The sequence below is a fragment of the Streptomyces sp. NPDC020597 genome (assembly GCF_044335095.1).
Taxonomy (GTDB): Bacteria; Actinomycetota; Actinomycetes; order Streptomycetales; family Streptomycetaceae; genus Streptomyces.
The window spans coordinates 242,619-256,846 of sequence record NZ_JBIRUL010000007.1 but is presented as its reverse complement, the minus strand read 5'-3'; the positions used below and the strand labels follow the sequence as shown (position 1 = coordinate 256,846).

Sequence of the window (14,228 nt, the reverse complement as noted above, 5' to 3'; positions counted from 1 at the left end):
CTCCGCCGTGGTCACGGCAGGCACCCGGCCACCGCGGAACGCGACCCACCCGCGCCGCACCGGCGAGGCGGTTACGGTGCCCCGAAGACCGGGTCGTTCATTCCTCGTGTCCGGTCACCTCGAGGGACGGCGCCCAGCGCGGGATCTCGCCCCTCCCGGAGACCAGGCGGATGTTCTTGCTGTAGCCGTACTCGCGCAGGGTTTCCGCCGCGGTCTCCCGGCCGAAGCCGCTCGCACCGACACCGCCGAACGGCGCGCCCGTGAAGTTCCGGTTGTAGTTGTTCACGAAGACGAACCCGGTGTGCAGGGCGCGGCTGACCCGCAGCGCGCGCTCGGAATTCGGCGTGAACACCGCGGCGACCAGGCCGAAGTCGGTGCCGTTGGCGATCCTGACGGCTTCGTCCTCGTCGCGGAAGGGGATCATCGAGATGACCGGGCCGAAGATCTCCTCCTTCGCGATGCGCATGTCCGGGCTGACGCCGGTGAACAGCGTCGGTGCGACGTAGAAGCCGCCTGCCAGCTCCGGGTCGTCGGGGAGCGGCGCCTGTGCGGCGATCGTGGCCCCCTCCTGGACGCCGATGTCGATGTAGTCGAGCACCCGCTTGCGCTGGGCGGCGGACACCATCGGTCCGATGTGCGTGCCGGGGTCGGCGCCGTTGCCGACGCGCAGCCGCTTCACCGCGTTGCCGTAGCGGCGCGCGACCTCGTCGTAGATGTCGGCGTGCACCAGGACGCGGGACGCCGAAGTGCAGGCCTCACCCTGGTTGAAGAGACCTCCCTCGATCGCCCACGGCAGCGCCAGGTCGAGGTCCGCGTCCTCGAAGATGATGAACGGGTCCTTGCCGCCGAGCTCCATCAGGGTCGGGGTCAGGTTGTCGGCCGCCGTCTTGATGACGGAGACGCCGGTGGTGGGCGACCCGGTGAACGAGACCTTGCCGACGAGCGGGTGCCCCGCGAGCTGCGACCCGATCGGGCCGGTGCCCGGAATGATGTGCACCACGTCGTCGGGCAGGACGGACTGGATGATCTCCACCATGCGCAGGGCCGACAGCGGGGCCTGCTCCGGCGGCTTGATCACCACCGCGTTGCCGACGGCCAGCGCCGGGGCCAGCTTGCTCGCGGTGTGGATCGGCGGCCAGTTGAACGGCACTATCGCGCCGATGACGCCGTAGGGTTCGAGCACCGTGATGTCCAGCAGACTTCCGCCGTCGTTGACCTGGCCGGGCATGGAGTCGCACAGGCTCGCGAAGTACTCGAAGATCCCGATCGCCGCATTCACGTCCCAATTGCGCGCCTGGGAAAGGGGTTTGCCGTTGTCACTGCACTCCAGGACCGCGATCTCGTCGGCGTGCTCGCGCACCGCCTGGGCGACCTTCCGCAGCCAGCTGCCGCGTTCGCGGGCGGTGCGGGCCTTCCAGGAGAAGTGCGCGTCGTAGGCCGTCTGAACAGCCTGGTCGACTTCCTTGTCGCCTGCGCCCTGCACGACGGCGAGCGGCGCGCCGGTCGCGGGGTTGTCGACGGTGAACTGATCGGCGGCGTCCTCGGACGACCACCGGGTGCGGATCGCACGTTCGGTTTGTGACGACCTTGCCATGGTTCTGCTCCGTTCAGGGATGTGCTGCGGGGTGACGACTCGCTCGCCGGATGCGGCAGCGGTCGCTTGGCGATGGCCCCCCAGGGCATGAGAACGATCTGGCCGTTCGTGTCTCGGCGTTCCAGCGCTCGGAAGCCTTCTCGAAGTCCGCCGAGCCGGTGGACGCCTTCGCCGGGGATTTCCAGTTCCCAGGCGGCGATCAACCCGTCGTCGCCCCCACCGCGCGAACCGGCTTCTACTGACCGTCTTCGGCCAGGATCCTGTTGCGTACGCCGGCGAGGGCTCCCGCCATCGCGCCCGCGGGCCTGCCGAAGGTGGTCGCCGAGAACTGGGCGGGGCCGGTCTTGGCCGTGAAGGAGTGCGGGTAGGCGAACTCCCGGAGTCCTTCCTCGCCCTGCTTGCGTCCGTAGCCGCTGTCGCCGCGGCCGCCGAAAGGCACGGCGGGGTTGATGGAGAACACCAGGGCGTCGTTGATGCTGGTCATTCCGACGCGGAGTTGACGGGCGATGGCTTCGCCGCGGTCGCGGCTGAAGACGGCGCTGCCCAGTCCGTACCGCCCTGCGTTGATGTGCGCGATGGCCTCCTCCGCGTCGGTGACCTTGACGACGGCCAGCGTGGGCCCGAACGTCTCCTGCGTCACCGCCAGGGCGTCGGGGCTCACGCCGACGAGGATGGTGGGAGTGACATAGCGTTCCCCCACCGCGTCGATGCCACCGACAGTGGCTGTCGCGCCGCGATCGAGAGCGTCCTGGATGTGCTCCCGGATGATCGGGATCTGGGTGGGCAGGGGAACCGGCCCGATCTCCGCGTCGTCGTCGCTGCCGACGCGTACCTGCTTGGCGAGGTCGCTGATCTTCTCGACGAACTCGTCGTGAACCGACTCGGCGACGTAGGCCACTTCGAGGCTGATGCAGCCGTGGCCGGTGTTCTGGAGGGCGCCCCAGACCACGTGCCTGGCGGCTTCGTCCAGGTCGGCGTCCTCAGCCACGATGACGCCGTCCTTGCCGCCGAGTTCCAGCAGTACGGGGGTCAGGGTCTGCGCGCACTGGGCGGCCACCGTCTTGCCCGTGGTGACGCTGCCGGTGAACGCGAGCTTGTTCAGGCCGGCCTCGATGAGCGCTCCGCCGGTGGCCCCGAATCCGTTGAGGCACTGGAGGACGTTCGGGAAGTCGGGGACCGCACGCTGCCAGGTCCGGACGATCCACTCCCCGACGCCGGGCGTGATCTGGCTGGGCTTGAGGATTGCGGCGTTTCCGGCCGCGATCGCCTCGATCAGGATGGCCCCCGGCGTCAGGAGAGGGAAGTTCCACGGGCCGATGACACCGACGACGCCGTAGGGCTGGTATTCGACCCATGCTCGCTGGTTGGGCACGGTGGGGCTGGCGGGGAGCTCCCGGCGTCCCAGTACGCGCTCGGCGTTCTCGATGGCGTACTGCACGTGCTCCAGAATCCCGAGCACTTCGACGCGGGCGTCGTCGAGAGGCTTGCCGTTTTCGGTGTGGATGAGGGCGGCCCCCTCCTCGCCGCCTACGGCTATCTCCCGCCGCCACGCGCGCAGTCGCTCCGCCCGGCCCTCGAATCCGAGGTCCCACCAGGGCCCGGCGGACGAGCGTGCGGCAGCGACAGCCGCGACCGCCTCTTCCTTGCCGGCCACGGGGTACCGGGCGAACTCCGCCCCGGTGGCCTGATCGACGGTGACCACCTGGTTGCCGTCCTGGCCGATGGCTCCGTCACGCGTGATCGTCGAGGTGTTGTTGATCATGAAATTTCCCACTTTCTCGGGACCGCCGGCATCCGGGCAGCACCCTGCGGGTGGTGGCAGATGGGGGACACGGCCTTCGGCGCGATGATGGGCCGCCGCACAACAGCGGGGGCACGCCGACATGAATGACTTCTGCGAAGACTCGCGAGCCTGACAACACGCAGAATATCAATCGACTGCATTGTGTCAAGCGCTTGATGGCTTGCAAGATTCCTGTTACTCAGCAAGTCCCCCAGGAACGTCACAACGCCGCTGTCCTCATCGAGGTCGCAGCGGCGACAGTCACCCTCAAGCGACCCGAACCGGCCGAGCGGCGGGCGGACGTGCAGGGTCTCGGGCTCAGCCCGTGCTTGAGCGAGATCACCTGCGAGCCGGCGGCGGTGAACACGCACCGCGGTTTCTCATGTCGGGCACCATACGGTCCGGGGATTGCCGGTTCAGGCCAACGACCCGGAGCACCCCCGCCCAGTTCACCGACCACCGGATCGAGCACCGCCTCCCGCACCGCGGCCTCGCCCGGTTCGGCATCCACCCACCAACGGGAACTGCCACCATGTGCGCACATCGCACCGGCCGACCCGCGCGGGGAAGGCAGCCGCAGGCAGGCGGCTGGTGACACTCACCTACCGGCCGGCTGTCACTGCCCTAGTCTCGCGGCTCCGTGTAGCGAACCGCGGGTGTCGGCTGGTTGCCGCCCGTGACAAAGGCGGCCTCCGCGGCGAGCAAGGCGTCCAGGGCTGAGTCCTGGCCCTCCAGACCAGGGGCACAGACGGTCTCACCGAGGCGCAGCCCGGCCAGGCTGGCCGCTGCGACGTCCTCGGGCGACATCGCCCAGGGGATGCTGCGGCCGGCGCCGCTGTTCCACTCTGTTGCCACAACGCCGGGGCACACCACCTGGACGCGAACCGGGGTGTCGGCGAGCTCAGCGGCGAGGGTGCGCGTGAAGCCCAGGACGGCGGACTTCGCGGCGACATACAAGGTGCGCCGGGGTGCCCGCGAGTCAGCAAGGCCCGCACTGAACGCGAGGAGCGAGGCGACGGTGACGATCACACCATCGCCCGCCGCGAGCATTCCGGGGAGTGCGGCGTGGACCAGCCGGACGGGGGCGACGGCGTTGAGGGTGAGCAGGCGGTCGATATCGGCAGGGTCGACGTCGGCGAGCGGGGCGTAGCCGCCGGCACCGGCATTGCTGATCAGCATGCGCACGCCCCCGGCGGCCAGCCGGTCGGTGACAGCGGCGATGCCGTCATGGGCCATGAGGTCGGCGGGCAGCACCTCGACGGCTGCTCCTTGGGCGCGGAGTTCCTGGGCAAGATCGGCGAGCCGGTCGGCGCGTCGCGCGACCAGGACCAGGTCGTGATCGTCTGCCAGGAGACGGGCGTAGGCGGCGCCGATGCCGGAGGAGGCGCCAGTGATCAAAGCGATGGGGCGAGTCATGGAACCAGGGTTCATCAACCTCTAGGCACATGCCAAACACTTGACACCTCTGAAGTGTCGTATCCTTCTCGCGTGATACGCAATGATGAGGAGCCGGTCGGGCTCGGCGCACTCGACCGGGTGACCTGGGCATTGCGCCGCGCGGAGCTGGCGGTGCAGAGCCTCAAGGAGCAGCGGCTGCGTCCACTGGGCATGGTGGCGGCGCACTACACACTCCTGATCTCCGTGCACGACGAGCCGGGGCTGACCGGCGCCGAACTTGCCCGCCGCCTCAACGTGACCCCACAGGCCGTCGCCTCACTGGTGGCACGTCTGGAGGGCCGCGGCCAGCTGGAGAGACGTGAGCATGCACGCCACCGGCACATCCAGGAGCTGCACCTCACCGACGCCGGCCGGGAGGCGTTGCGCGCGGCCGACGCAGTGATCGCCGACATCGAGCGGCAGGTCACCGATGGTCTCGGCTCCGAGACAGCAAAACTGCGAGGACTGCTCGACCAAGTGACTGAGGCGGTTCGCGAGGTCTCGGCCCACGGTCCCGTCGACTGAGCGTCACCCAAGCCGGTGGCCTCCGAGGCGGCCCGCGGGGAGGACCGACGCCGTGGCTCGCCGACCGCACGCAGATCACGAGGATCAGGCGACGCACGCGCGGAGGTGTCGGATTCGACCTCCTTCGTCATCACACCCTCCCGCCTCGGGGGACATCCGGCGTCACCACCTGCTGCACGCCAGGCCCTTTCGCGCGATGCAGGACATCAGCCGCCCGGCTGGATCCAGATTGAGCCATGCACTTGAGGGCAATCAAGTAGCTTGACAGACGCCCAGGTGTCGTATCCTCATCGGGTGACAAAGGATGATGAACGGTCGATCCCTGCCGAGCACCTGACCCGGGTGACCTGGGCCCTGCGGCGGGCGGAGTGGGCCGTGCAGGCCCGGAAAGAGCAACGGCTGCGACCGCTGGGCATCGCGGCCGCGCAGTACACCCTGCTGATCTCCGTCCACACCGATCCCGGCCTGACCGGCGCGGAACTGGCCCGCCGCCTGAACGTCACTCCGCAAGCAGTGGCCTCCCAGGTGGCCCGCCTGGAGGAGCGGGGTCAACTGGAACGCCGAGCGCACCCGCGCCACCGTCACGTGCAGGAGCTGCACCTCACCGACGCCGGCCGCGACTCCCTGCGGGATGCCGAGGCCGTGATCGTGGACATCGAACAGCGGATCGCCGAGAAGCTCGGTCCGAAGAAGGCCGCACAACTGAGGGCACTGCTGGACGAGGTGGCCGACGTGGTCCGGGAGGCGTGAGCCGACGGGCCTGCCGACCTACTCCCCTGGAGATCAGCGCGGCTTCACGGGTGGTAGGCGCCTCGTGAGTCGGCTGTTGGCCGTCGGCCATTCAGCGCGTTCCCATACCGCCCTCGACGACGGATGCCTCGCGCCACGTCGCCGGGCGGGCTGGTGCACCGCGACGCGGCGGGAGCTTCGTCGGCCGCGCTTCGCACGGCCGGTCTGCGCTCCTCACCGCTCGGCGTCCACGTCCACGACCGCGCCCAGCTCATGGTGATCGCCGACCGGGACGGCCGCGCCCACCCCGGTGCGTGACCGACCGCTCACCACTCGGTGCGCCGGGGGCCTGCGGCTGCAGGAAGCGCTTGTGCGGGGGGTTACGACGCCGTCACCAGGCCGGGTAGAGGCTGCGCGGGAACGTGTATGGGGCCGGTGCTGTGTGAAAGAGGCCGACCCGTGGCGCGGTTGGTGTGGGCGATGATCTCCGACGTGATGGAGATCGCTGTCTCCTCGGGCGTAAGGGCTCCGATGTCCAGGCCGATCGGTGAGTGCAGACGCTCCAGTTGGTCCTGCGAGACGCCGGCTTCCCGGAGCAGGTCGACGCGACGCTCGTGGGTGCGTCGCGAGCCCATGGCGCCGACGTAGCCGACGGGAAGGGTCAGTGCCAGACACAGCAGGGGGATGTCGAACTTGGCGTCGTGAGTGAGGACGCACACGACGGTGCGGGCGTCGGTCTCGGTGGCCGCGAGGTAGCGGTGGGGCCACTCGGTGACGACCTCGTCGGCGTGCGGGAAGCGGGCCGGGGTGGCGAAGACCGGGCGGGCGTCGCAGACGGTCACCCGGTAGCCGAGGAAGCTCCCCGCCCGGCTGAGGGCGGCGGCGAAGTCGACGGCGCCGAAGATCAGCATACGGGGGCGGGACGCGTGTACGTGGACCAGGACGGTGAACTTGCGTGGGCAGGTGCCGTTGTCCGGGTTCTCAGCTTCTCCCCCACCGCCGCCGACCTCGATCGAGGCGGTACGGCCCGCCCGCAGGAGTGCACGCGCATGCGCCACGACCGCCCGGTCCTCGCTCTCGACCCCGAGTGTGCCGTCGTGGGTGCCCTCGGCGGGGATGTGGAGCATACGGCCGACGAGTTCACCGGGACCGTCGACGACGTGGGCGACGGCCGACGGACGCCCCCCGATCACGGCATCGAGGGCAGCCGCGAGATGGGGTTGGGCGCCGGGCTCCACGCGCTGTACCAGGACACCGATCTCCCCGCCGCAGGTCAGGCCGGCGGCGAGGGCATCCGAGTCGGAGTACCCGAAGGAAACGCGTGCGGGGGCAGCGCGGTCTGCCAATACTTGGCGGGCCAGTTCGTACACCGCTGCTTCGACGCAGCCGCCGGATACGCCACCGACCGCGTTGCCGTCGGCGTCCACCGCCAGTGCGGTGCCGACCGGCAGGGGTGCGCTGCCTCTGACGTCGATGACGGTGGCGAGGGCGAACGGCCGGCCCTCGTGGCACCAGTCGTGCAGTGTGTCCGTGATGTTCAGCATGGGGGGCTTTCCGTGAGGTGGGGGTCAACGGGCCGTCGCCGCGCCCTAGGGGAGGAGACCGCGACGACGGCCCTGGCAACCCGGGTAGCCGCGTGTTGTGGGGTACACCGGCCGCCCGGGGGCTCAGAGCAGTGCTTCCGCGGTGATGGGCAGTTCGCGGATGCGGCGGCCGGTGGCGTTGAACACCGCGTTGGCGATGGCGGGCGCCACTCCGACGATGACGACCTCACCGAGTCCCTTGACGCCGATGGGGTCGGCTTCGTAGTCCTCCCCGTCGATGAAGATCGCCTTCAGGTCGTGGATGTCGGCGTGGCTCGGCACGAGGTAGTCGGCGAAGTTCGCGTTGACGATCCGGCCGTCGCGGTGATCGGTGACCGTGTGCTCAAGAAGGGCCTGGCCGATCCCGCCGGTCATGGCCCCGATGGCCTGGCTGTCGGCGAGCCTCGGGTTGACGATCCGGGCGGCGTCGTACACGCCGAGCATGCGCCGGACCCGGACCAGGCCGAGTCGGGCGTCGACGGCCACCTCGGCGAAGATCGCGGAGTAGGCGTAGAGAGAGAACCTCTCGGGTTCCGGCGCCCCGGCGTACGAACCCAGCACTTCGAGATGGGTCCGGTCATTGCGGGCCAGGAGCCGCTGGTACGTCTCCCCGCGGGTGGGCTCGCCCTTCGCATAAAGGCGGCCGCCTCGTACGACGATGTCGGCGGCGTCGACGCCGTACAGCGGTGATCCCTCGTCGTGGACCGCGAGCGTGATCGCCTGCCTGCGCAGCTTGTCGCAGCCGTCCTGGACGGCGGATCCTACACTGGCCATGGTCATCGAGCCTGCGTGGACGGGGGCTGGGGGCATGAGGGAGTCGCCGAGCCGGAAGGTCACCTGACGCATGGCCAGGCCGAGGGCGTCGGCGGCGACCTGGCTCATGGACGTGGCCGTGCCGGGGCCCATGTCGCTGGTCGAGGACTGCACCAGGGCGGTGCCATCGGCGTCGAGCCTGACCGAGGCCTGGGCCTGGCTGCGCGCGGTGTCGTAGACACCGGCGGCCATACCCATGCCGATGAGCCGGTCACCGTCACGCGTCGAGCGCGGTTTCGGGTTGCGCCGGTGCCAGCCGAACTCACGGGCACCCGTGAGGTAGCACTCGCGCAGGCGGCGGGTGGAGAACGGCAGGCCGCTGGACTCGTCGTCGGCCGGTTCGTTGCGCAGGCGCAGCTCGATCGGGTCCACGCCCAGTTCGTGGGCCAGTTCGTCCATGGCCGACTCGACGGGGTAGGTGCCGCTGGCGTAGCCGGGTCCGCGCATGAACCACGGCGTGCTCACGTCCAGCGGGACGTGGTCGTACGCCTGGCGGACGTTGGGCGTGCTGTAGAGCATCCGGCCCGGGACGAGAACGCTTTCGCTGTACGTCTCGTAGCGGGAGGACTCGGCGCGGACGTCGTGCGTCGACGCGGTCAGGCGGCCCCCTCGGTCGGCGCCCAGTCGTAGTCCGTACTCGTATGCGGGCCGGAATCCCACGGTGAAGTACATCTGCCTGCGGGTGAGGACTAGTTTTACGGGGCGTTTCACTTCGCGTGCGGCCATCGCCGCGATGACGGAGTGCACCCAGGTGCGGGCGGCGTTGCCGAAGGCTCCGCCGACGAACGGCGAGATGACGCGGATGTTGCCCGGAGGGATGCCGAACTCGCCGGACAGGGTGAACACGGCGCCCTGCACGTACTGGGTCTTCTCCCAGACGGTCAGCCGGTCGCCGTCCCAGTGGGCGACGATGCCGGCCGGTTCCATCGGGTTGTGGTGGTTGCGGGCCGTCCGGTACGCGCTCTCAAGCCGGACGGGGGCGGCGTCCAGGGCCCGGTCGGCATCGCCGCGTGCATAGGTCTGGGTTTCTCCGGCGGCGTCGGCGACGCTCAGGTCCGTCGAGGAGGTCTCGGCGGCGTAGGAGACCTTCACCAGGCTCGCCGCGTGCTGAGCGACCTCCAGCGTGGTCGCCACCGCGACCGCGACGGGCTGTCCGAAGAACTGGACCCGGTCGTCCTGGAAGGCGCGCAGCGGCTTGCCCGGCGGGAACCGCCCTTCGACGGGCGGCAGCTTGGGCGCGTTGAGGTGGCTGATCACCTTCAGGACGCCGGGCTGGGCTTCGGCGGCGCGGGTGTCGACGCCCGTGATCCGGCCGCGGCCGATGCTGCTTTCCACGATGACCGCGTGCACGACTCCGTCGGGATTGTTGTCGGCGGCGTACTTCGCTCCCCCGGTCACCCTCAGCCGTGCGTCGACCCGGGGCAGCCCCGCACCGACTGCTGCCTGCGGCTGGCTCATCTGATGCCTCCAACGGTGCGCAGCTGGCGCTCGACGGTGCGTTTGAGCAGCTCGGCCTTGAAGCCGTTGTGCGTGAGGGGGTGGGCTCCGTCGGCCGCGTGCTCGGCGGCCTCTGCCCACAGCCGGTCGGAGGGGCGTTCGCCGATGAGGTGGGCCTCGACGGCAGGCAGCTTCCACGGCACGGTGCCCACGCCGCCGGCGGCGACCTTCGCCTCGCGGATGATGCCGCTGCGGATGTGCATCGCGACCGCGGCCGAGGTGAGCGCGAACTCGTAGGACTGGCGGTCGCGCACCTTCAGGTAGCCGGACTTCAGCGGGCGCGCGTGGGCCGGGATTTCCACAGCGGTGATCAACTCTCCCTTTTGCAGGGCCTGTTCGCGGTTCGGCGTGCTGCCCGGCCGGAGCAGGAAGTCGCCGAAGGCGACACGGCGCTCCCCGTCCGGGCCCACCAGGTGCACCGTCGCCTCGAGTGCCGCGAAGGCCACGGCGACGTCGGAGGGGTGGGTGGCCACGCAGTGGTCGGAGGTGCCCAGGATCGCGTGGCCGCGGTTGTAGCCGTGCAGCGCGGCGCACCCGGAGCCGGGCTCGCGCTTGTTGCAGGCGGCGCTCACGTCACGGAAGTAGGCGCAGCGGGTGCGCTGCATGATGTTGCCGCCGATGGTGGCCATGTTCCGCAGCTGGGCCGAGGCGCTCAGCTCCAGCGCCTCGGAGATGACGGGGTACAGGACACGCACCCTGGCGTGGGCGGCGGCCTCGGCCATACGGACCAGGGCGCCGATGCGCAGGCCCCCGCGCGCGGTGACGGTGACCTCGCGCAGCGGCAGGGTGCTGATGTCGACCAGCGAGCCGGGGCGTTCGACGGTCTCCCGCATCAGGTCGACGAGCGTCGTGCCGCCGGCGATGTAACGCCCGCCGCGCCAACCAGCGTGGAGGGCCTCACGCAGGTCTGCGGCTTTGGTGTAGGTGAAGGGATACATGGAGAGCGGTCCTCACTTCCGGCCGGCGGCCTGCTCGACCGCCCGCTCGATCTTCACGTAGCAGCCGCAGCGGCAGAGGTTGCCGCTCATCCACTCCCGGATCTCCTCCGGTGAACCGGTGTGACCCTCCTGGATGCAACCGACGCCGGACACGATCTGGCCCGACGTGCAGAAGCCGCACTGGAAGGCGTCCTGATCGATGAACGCCTGCTGCAGTGGGTGAAGTCGGTCGCCCTTCGCCAGGCCCTCGATCGTGATGACCTCGGCGCCCTCCAGCCGCACCGCCAGCGTCAGACAGGAGTTGACCCGGCGTCCGTCGACCAGGACCGTACAGGCCCCGCAGGCACCGGCGTTGCAGCCCTTCTTCGAGCCGGTCAGGTCGAGGTGCTCGCGCAGCAGGTCCAGTAGCGAGGTGCGGTTGTCGACCGTGACGGTGCGCCGGACGCCGTTGACCGTCAGGGAGAGGCGGCTGCCTGGCGGACCCTCGGCACCCACCGCTCCCTCGGCGGCGAGCGCGGGCGGCGCCGCGATCAGGCCGCCTGCCACAGCGGCTCCTCCGACAACGGTGGTCGCGACGATGACGGTACGCCGGGTGGGTGGTGGTGTGGGGGTCGCACCAGGGGGAGTCGCGGCTTGGGGGGAACGTTCGGTGGACATGTCCACTCTCCCTCGGTGGGGGGGCCGGGTGGTGGTCAGGGCCGTATCGATGGCCGAGCCGCATCGCGAAGGCGCGTGCGGACTGCTGATGCCGCTGGCGTGACGGCAGGAGATGGGTGGTGGCGCTGGGCAGCAGGGCGGATTCGGCGCCCCGGTGGGTGTTGAGCGCGAACCCCTTGTCTTCCGGGCCCGGCACGTACACCCATTCCTCCGGGCGCAGCCCGGCGAAGTCTGCGGAGCGGCGCGAAGCCGCCCACTTTGGCGAGGCCCTCCCAGAACCGGACGTCACCGGCGGTCAGCAGGTCCGCCGCCGCTGTGTGGGCCCGGCGTCGCTTGATGGCCGGCCCGTTCGGCCGGGCCGCCGGGAGGAATGCGCGGCCGTCGGCCAAGGGCACGGCACAGGCGTGACCGTCGGCCGAAGAGCCGTCGGTGATCAGGGCCAGCGTTCGATGCACCTGCCCAGCATTAACTGCTTGATTCACATCAAGCAAGCCTAATTGCATCAAGCATCTTTACACTCACTCCTGTGGCTCGACGCCCGTGTCCACACCAGGGACCGCCGGCGAGGAGGGCTGTCGACCGCGTGCTGCACGCTGCCGCGCCCGTACTCAGGACGACACCGCGTTCGGCCGTAGGACCGATCCTGGGTAAACGGCCGGGCGAACTCCCACCGGGGGCCAAGGAGGGCCGACCGGCCAGGGCGGACCGGGCAGGGCGGACCGGGCTTGGAAGCACCTCAGCCCTCCGGTCCGGCGCGGAGGATTCACTGGACAAGGTGGTCAACGGCCACGGGACGCGCCGCTGCCCCCTCTCATGATGGGACGAAGCCGCACAGCGCACGTGACAGGGCCGTGCGCCGCGCCCCGGGCCCGGCTCCCCCGGCTGGGGAGGCGCGCCGCGGCGCTCAGCCCGGCGGTGGGAGCGACATGGCCGGCGGAGTGGCGGTGGGCCGCACCAACCAGGAGATCTGCGGCGAGCTCTACGTGTCCCTGGGCACGGTCAAGACCCACCCGGCCAACATCAAGGACAAGCTCGGCGTGCGCAACCGCGTGGAAATCGCCGCCTGGGCCTGGGAAACCGGGCTCGTACACGACCCCAGACACCGCCCGCCTGACGCGGAAGCCGGCCTCCAGGCCGACCCCGCCCGCACGCTGTCGGCCTGCGGGCCGAAGCGCGGCCACCGTCAGCGGCGGCCCACTCTCCCGGTGACAGCCGCCGTTGCCGTGGGCGGGCTCGCGTATGTGGCCGCACCGCGGCTGCTGAGCACGGAGTCGACCAGCGCCGGTCGGTTCCACGGGGAGCGTGAGCCGTGCGGAGGTCGAGAAGCAGGTCCGCGAGAACCACTCCCTGCCGCTCGTCCGGAAGACGCCGGAATCCGTGAGCTGCGCCCGGAGGTCTCAGGCCGCTACAGCGCGACTCGGTCGAGTGCACGGTGACGTCCGAAAACGGGAAGCAACAGCAGACCATGGTGTCCGTGACCAAGGCCGACGGACACAGCGTCTCGTACGACTACGCGGTGCCGGCGGACTGAAGTCGGCCCAAGCCCAAAGGTGTTGTCGGTGTCGTTGAGGTCGTCGACGGCATGAACAGGGCGTCTTCGGAGGGATCACCGATGTGGTCACCGTTCTCGCTGTCGGCGCAGTGGTACGGAGCCGCCATGCGGCATCTCTCCCTTGTGCGACGCACTGACGGGATTCCGGGCCGGCATGGCACGTGGGTCGGTCGGCCCGGCCGGGTCGGAGCCGGTCGTTGATCGCGGCGATCTGGACGTCGACCTCCGAGCGGGCGGTGAGTTTGCCCAAGCGGGTGGCGACGGCCCGGTTCCTCGGCCGCTTCGCGAGCAAGGTCACCTGTCCTGCCTCGCGCATAGAATCTGCTCATGGCCAAGAACCGCGCCGTGAAGCGAACCCTCAGCGCAGCCGCAGGCGAACACGGCCCCGGCAGGCAAACCGAGCCGGCAAAGAGCAGCGAGACTGCGGAACCGATCCGGTGGCTGAACGAGGAGGAACTCCACGCCTGGATGGCCCTGGTCGGCATGGTGACCAAGTTGCCCGCGGCAATGGATCGGCAGCTCCAGCAGGACGCCGGGCTCACCCACTTCGAGTACCAAGTCCTCGTGGGCCTGTCCCGGGCCCCCGAGCACACCCTTCGCATGAGCGAGCTGGCCGGCTTCACCGCGAGTCAGCTGCCGCGTCTCTCCCAGGTCGCCACCCGCATGGAGCGGCGCGGCTGGCTCACCCGCCGCCCTGATCCCACCGACGGCCGTTACACCCTGGCCGGCCTGACCGAGGCAGGGATGGTGAAGCTGGAGGCCAGCGCCCCTGGTCATGTCAGCGCGGTCCGCCGCCTCGTCTTCGACAGCCTCTCCCCCACGCAGGTGCGTCAGATGGGCCAGATTGCGCGGCGCATCATGCAGGCAGCGGGTAGCGCCGAACTCCACTGAGCCTTGAGGCCGTGACGCCTCGGTTCAGGCACGCGACATGACTTCACGCGTGAAGTACGTCACTCGACACATCGTTGCGCCATGAAGTGACGCCGGATATAACTTCATGCATGAAGTGATCGGGAGGGCACGGCGAACACGCCATCGCCCACCGTCCGCACCAGGCATCCAAGGTCGACGGCCACGTCATGCCCGTCGACGCGGGCAGGTCGCCGAGGAACGACTCCGA

The 14,228-nt window shown here is 70.0% G+C and carries 12 protein-coding genes; 5 read left to right on the top strand and 7 right to left on the bottom strand.

The window, feature by feature from the left end; translation table 11 throughout:
- Positions 1-97 precede the first annotated feature (97 nt).
- The 3 genes from ACH4ZA_RS15320 to ACH4ZA_RS15310 form a co-directional block, all read right to left on the bottom strand.
- On the bottom strand, positions 98-1,594 hold the full coding sequence (locus ACH4ZA_RS15320) for an aldehyde dehydrogenase family protein (protein WP_398429749.1): 1,497 nt from the start codon (positions 1,592-1,594) through the stop codon (positions 98-100).
- A gap of 235 nt (positions 1,595-1,829) precedes the next feature.
- Positions 1,830-3,356 (bottom strand): aldehyde dehydrogenase family protein, encoded by a 1,527-nt coding sequence (locus ACH4ZA_RS15315; protein ID WP_398429747.1) that lies wholly within the window; start codon positions 3,354-3,356, stop codon positions 1,830-1,832.
- 645 nt (positions 3,357-4,001) lie between these two features.
- Complete coding sequence (locus tag ACH4ZA_RS15310) at positions 4,002-4,793, bottom strand: SDR family NAD(P)-dependent oxidoreductase (RefSeq protein ID WP_398429746.1); 792 nt, start codon at positions 4,791-4,793, stop codon at positions 4,002-4,004.
- A gap of 72 nt (positions 4,794-4,865) precedes the next feature.
- Between ACH4ZA_RS15310 and ACH4ZA_RS15305 the strand changes: the two genes are divergently transcribed.
- The 3 genes from ACH4ZA_RS15305 (at position 4,866) to ACH4ZA_RS15295 (ending at position 6,386) form a co-directional block, all read left to right on the top strand.
- Entirely contained in the window at positions 4,866-5,339 is a 474-nt protein-coding gene (locus tag ACH4ZA_RS15305) for a MarR family winged helix-turn-helix transcriptional regulator (RefSeq protein WP_398429745.1), read from the top strand.
- Between the two features lie 294 nt (positions 5,340-5,633).
- Entirely contained in the window at positions 5,634-6,089 is a 456-nt protein-coding gene (locus tag ACH4ZA_RS15300) for a MarR family winged helix-turn-helix transcriptional regulator (protein ID WP_284434780.1), read from the top strand.
- Between the two features lie 123 nt (positions 6,090-6,212).
- Complete coding sequence (locus ACH4ZA_RS15295) at positions 6,213-6,386, top strand: hypothetical protein (RefSeq protein ID WP_398429744.1); 174 nt, start codon at positions 6,213-6,215, stop codon at positions 6,384-6,386.
- A gap of 62 nt (positions 6,387-6,448) precedes the next feature.
- Here the strand turns inward: ACH4ZA_RS15295 and ACH4ZA_RS15290 are convergent, their stop codons facing one another.
- The 4 genes from ACH4ZA_RS15290 to ACH4ZA_RS15275 form a co-directional block, all read right to left on the bottom strand.
- On the bottom strand, positions 6,449-7,612 hold the full coding sequence (locus tag ACH4ZA_RS15290) for an XdhC family protein (protein ID WP_398429743.1): 1,164 nt from the start codon (positions 7,610-7,612) through the stop codon (positions 6,449-6,451).
- Positions 7,613-7,735: 123 nt separating this feature from the next.
- A complete protein-coding gene (locus ACH4ZA_RS15285; protein ID WP_398429741.1) occupies positions 7,736-9,922 on the bottom strand; it encodes a xanthine dehydrogenase family protein molybdopterin-binding subunit in 2,187 nt (728 codons plus the stop codon).
- Entirely contained in the window at positions 9,919-10,899 is a 981-nt protein-coding gene (locus ACH4ZA_RS15280; protein ID WP_398429739.1) for an FAD binding domain-containing protein, read from the bottom strand. The genes ACH4ZA_RS15285 and ACH4ZA_RS15280 overlap by 4 nt, the downstream gene beginning before the upstream one ends.
- A 12-nt stretch (positions 10,900-10,911) precedes the next feature.
- The gene (locus ACH4ZA_RS15275) at positions 10,912-11,556 is read right to left on the bottom strand and encodes a (2Fe-2S)-binding protein (protein ID WP_398429738.1); all 645 of its coding nucleotides are present in this window, start codon (positions 11,554-11,556) and stop codon (positions 10,912-10,914) included.
- A 926-nt stretch (positions 11,557-12,482) separates the two neighbouring features.
- On the opposite strand from ACH4ZA_RS15275, the gene ACH4ZA_RS15270 reads away from it, so the two are divergent.
- Positions 12,483-12,992: a response regulator transcription factor gene (locus ACH4ZA_RS15270; RefSeq protein ID WP_398429737.1), complete on the top strand. Its 510-nt coding sequence runs from the start codon at positions 12,483-12,485 to the stop codon at positions 12,990-12,992.
- Positions 12,993-13,435: 443 nt separating this feature from the next.
- Positions 13,436-13,999 (top strand): MarR family winged helix-turn-helix transcriptional regulator, encoded by a 564-nt coding sequence (locus ACH4ZA_RS15265; RefSeq protein ID WP_398429735.1) that lies wholly within the window; start codon positions 13,436-13,438, stop codon positions 13,997-13,999.
- Positions 14,000-14,228 lie beyond the last annotated feature (229 nt).

Coding starts and splice junctions, on each gene's coding strand:
- ACH4ZA_RS15275 (WP_398429738.1), bottom strand. CDS start 11,556: ATGTCCACCGAACGTTCCCCCCAAGCCGCGACTCCCCCTGGTGCGACC.
- ACH4ZA_RS15320 (WP_398429749.1), bottom strand. CDS start 1,594: ATGGCAAGGTCGTCACAAACCGAACGTGCGATCCGCACCCGGTGGTCG.
- ACH4ZA_RS15315 (WP_398429747.1), bottom strand. CDS start 3,356: ATGATCAACAACACCTCGACGATCACGCGTGACGGAGCCATCGGCCAG.
- ACH4ZA_RS15270 (WP_398429737.1), top strand. CDS start 12,483: ATGGCCGGCGGAGTGGCGGTGGGCCGCACCAACCAGGAGATCTGCGGC.
- ACH4ZA_RS15285 (WP_398429741.1), bottom strand. CDS start 9,922: ATGAGCCAGCCGCAGGCAGCAGTCGGTGCGGGGCTGCCCCGGGTCGAC.
- ACH4ZA_RS15290 (WP_398429743.1), bottom strand. CDS start 7,612: ATGCTGAACATCACGGACACACTGCACGACTGGTGCCACGAGGGCCGG.
- ACH4ZA_RS15310 (WP_398429746.1), bottom strand. CDS start 4,793: ATGACTCGCCCCATCGCTTTGATCACTGGCGCCTCCTCCGGCATCGGC.
- ACH4ZA_RS15280 (WP_398429739.1), bottom strand. CDS start 10,899: ATGTATCCCTTCACCTACACCAAAGCCGCAGACCTGCGTGAGGCCCTC.
- ACH4ZA_RS15295 (WP_398429744.1), top strand. CDS start 6,213: ATGCCTCGCGCCACGTCGCCGGGCGGGCTGGTGCACCGCGACGCGGCG.
- ACH4ZA_RS15265 (WP_398429735.1), top strand. CDS start 13,436: ATGGCCAAGAACCGCGCCGTGAAGCGAACCCTCAGCGCAGCCGCAGGC.